At 69.5% G+C, this 2,927-nt stretch carries 2 protein-coding genes; both read left to right on the forward strand.

Going from position 1 to position 2,927, the window contains the following annotated elements:
• Window positions 1-138 precede the first annotated feature (138 nt).
• Window positions 139-1,116, forward strand: coding sequence for a 4-hydroxy-tetrahydrodipicolinate synthase (dapA, locus tag Q7F20_RS18180; protein ID WP_071295500.1), 978 nt, complete (start codon window positions 139-141; stop codon window positions 1,114-1,116).
• 47 nt (window positions 1,117-1,163) lie between these two features.
• The gene (locus Q7F20_RS18185) at window positions 1,164-2,840 is read left to right on the forward strand and encodes a ribonuclease J (RefSeq protein ID WP_305741462.1); all 1,677 of its coding nucleotides are present in this window, start codon (window positions 1,164-1,166) and stop codon (window positions 2,838-2,840) included.
• Window positions 2,841-2,927: the final 87 nt, after the last annotated feature.

The following is a 2,927-nucleotide window of genomic DNA, read 5'->3' on the forward strand; positions in this document are numbered from 1 at the left end:
CAACGACCGTGACGGGGCGCGATCGCACCCGGCACCCGCGCGGCCGCAGCGTTCGGGGCGGGGCCTGGCCGCGCCTCCCGGGCCGCACCGTCCACGCGGACGGCAGCCCGCGCGCGCAACCCCGGTACGCTGGTGCCCGTGTCCCCGCGTGAGAATCCCTTCGGTCAGGTCCTCGTCGCCCTCGTGACCCCGTTCACGGCCGACGGCGAGGTCGACTGGCCCGGTGTCGAGCAGCACATCGACGACTGCATCACCGCCGGTGCCGACGGCATCGTGGTCACCGGCACGACCGGTGAGACGAGCACACTGACCGACCCCGAGAAGCTCCGGCTGGTCGAGGTCGGCAAGTCCGTCGCCGCCGGCCGCGCGAAGATCATCACGGGCGGCGGCTCGAACGAGACCGCGCACGCGATCCACCTGTACAAGCAGAGCGAGAAGGCCGGCGCGGACGGCGTGATGATCGTCACGCCGTACTACAACAAGCCGACCCAGTCGGGTGTGCTCACGCACTTCCGGATGATCGCCGACGCCACCGACCTGCCGGTGATCCTGTACGACATCCCCGGTCGCACGGGCATCCCGATCACGTACGAGACGATCGTGCGGGCGTCGCACCACCCGAACATCCTCGCCGTGAAGGACGCCAAGGGCGACTTCGCCGAGGTGTCCCGCGTGCTCAACAACACCGACCTCATGTACTTCTCCGGGGACGACACGAACGTGCTCCCGCACCTCTCGATCGGCGCCACCGGCCTGATCGGCGTGACCGCGAACATCACGAGCACCCCCTACCGGACGATCGTGGACGCCGTGAACCGGGGCGATCTGGCCACCGCGACCGCCGAGCACAAGCGCGTCGAACCCCTCGTCCGCGCCGTGATGACGCACGTGCCGGGTACCGTGGCGGCGAAGTACATCCTGCACGGGCTCGGCCGCATCGGCAGTCCGCGCGTGCGGCTGCCGCTCGTCGGCCCCGAGGACTCCGAGGCGTACGCCATCGAGACCTCCCTCGAAGCCGTCCGGGACATCCCGGGCGCCGACTTCTCGAACTTCCGCCCCGACCGCAACGCAGCGGCCGGCGGCGCACTACCGAAGGTGCCAGGCACCACACGTTAGGAAGACCGCGGCGCACGGGCAGTGCGCCGCACGACAGTCAGGACCGAATGCCCACCCAGATCTCAGAACCGCAGCCGCTCGAAGCCGGCACCCTCCGCGTCGTCCCCGTCGGGGGACTCGGCGAGATCGGTCGCAACATGACCGTCTACGAGTACGAGGGCAAGCTCCTCATCGTGGACGCCGGCGTGCTCTTCCCCGAGGAGCACCAGCCGGGCGTCGACCTCATCCTGCCGGACTTCGCGCCGATCCGGGACCGCCTCGACGACGTCCTCGGGGTCGTGCTCACGCACGGCCACGAGGATCACATCGGTGCCGTCCCGTACCTGCTGAAGCTCCGCGACGACATCCGGCTGATCGGCTCCACGCTGACGCTGGCCCTCGTCGAGGCGAAGCTCAAGGAACACCGGATCAAGCCGTACACGCTCGTCGTGCAGGAGGACCAGACCGAGCAGCTCGGTCCGTTCCACCTCGAGTTCGTCGCCGTGAACCACTCCATCCCGGACGCCCTCGCCGTCGCGATCACGACCCCCGCCGGTCGTGTGCTGCACACGGGCGACTTCAAGATGGACCAGCTCCCGCTCGACGACCGCATCACCGACCTCCGCGCCTTCGCACGTCTCGGGGAGCAGGGCGTCGACCTGTTCCTGCCGGACTCGACGAACGCGGACGTGCCGGGCTTCACCGCGCCCGAGCGCGACATCGGACCCGTGCTCGAGAACATCATCACGCGCGCCCGCAAGAAGGTCGTCGTGGCGAGCTTCTCGTCGCACGTGCACCGCGTGCAGCAGGTCCTCGACGCCGCGGCCGCCGCGAACCGCAAGGTCGCGTTCATGGGTCGCTCGATGATCCGCAACATGACGATCGCGGCCGAGCTCGGCTACCTCCGGGTGCCGGAGAACGTGCTCATCGACACGAAGAAGGCGAAGAACGTCCCGGACGACCAGATCGTCTACATGTCGACCGGGTCGCAGGGCGAGCCGATGGCCGTCCTCGCGCGCATGGCCAACCTCGAGCACCAGATCGAGATCGGCGAGGGCGACACCGTCATCCTCGCCTCGTCGCTCATCCCGGGCAACGAGAACGCCGTGTACCGCGTCATCGACGGGCTGACGAAGCTCGGCGCGAAGGTCGTGCACAAGGGCAACGCGAAGGTGCACGTCTCCGGACACGCCAGCGCCGGCGAGCTGCTCTACTGCTACAACATCCTGCGGCCGAAGAACGTGCTCCCCGTGCACGGCGAGCACCGCCACCTGTACGCCAGCGCCGACCTCGCGATCCAGACCGGGGTCCCGCCGCGCAACGTGATCCTCGGTCAGGACGGGATCGTCGTCGACCTCAAGGACGGCGAGGTCCGGGTCGCCGGCCAGCTCGACATCGGCTACGTCTACGTCGACGGCTCGACCGTCGGTGAGATCACCGACGCCGACCTCAAGGACCGCCGGGTCCTCGCGGAAGAGGGCTTCATCTCGATCTTCGCCGCGGTGGACTTCACCACCGGCCAGTGCGTGGTGGGCCCCGAGATCCAGTCGCGCGGCTTCGCCGAGGACGAGTCGGTCTTCGACGAGGTCCGCCCGCAGATCGCCAAGGCGCTCTCCGAGGCGGCCGCGAACGGCACCCGCGACGCGCACGCCTTCCAGCAGGTCGTCCGCCGGACCGTGGGCCGCTGGGTCAACACGAAGCACCGCCGTCGGCCGATGATCGTCCCGGTGGTCATCGAGGCGTAGCGCGCGTCGCGACGACCGCGCCGGTCGCGGTGGTCGCAGTGGCCGTGTCCAGGAGGCGCGGTGCACGTTCCTGACGGACGTGCACCG

It is taken from the genome of Curtobacterium sp. A7_M15 (genome assembly GCF_030705415.1).
In the GTDB taxonomy this organism is placed as follows: domain Bacteria; phylum Actinomycetota; class Actinomycetes; order Actinomycetales; family Microbacteriaceae; genus Curtobacterium.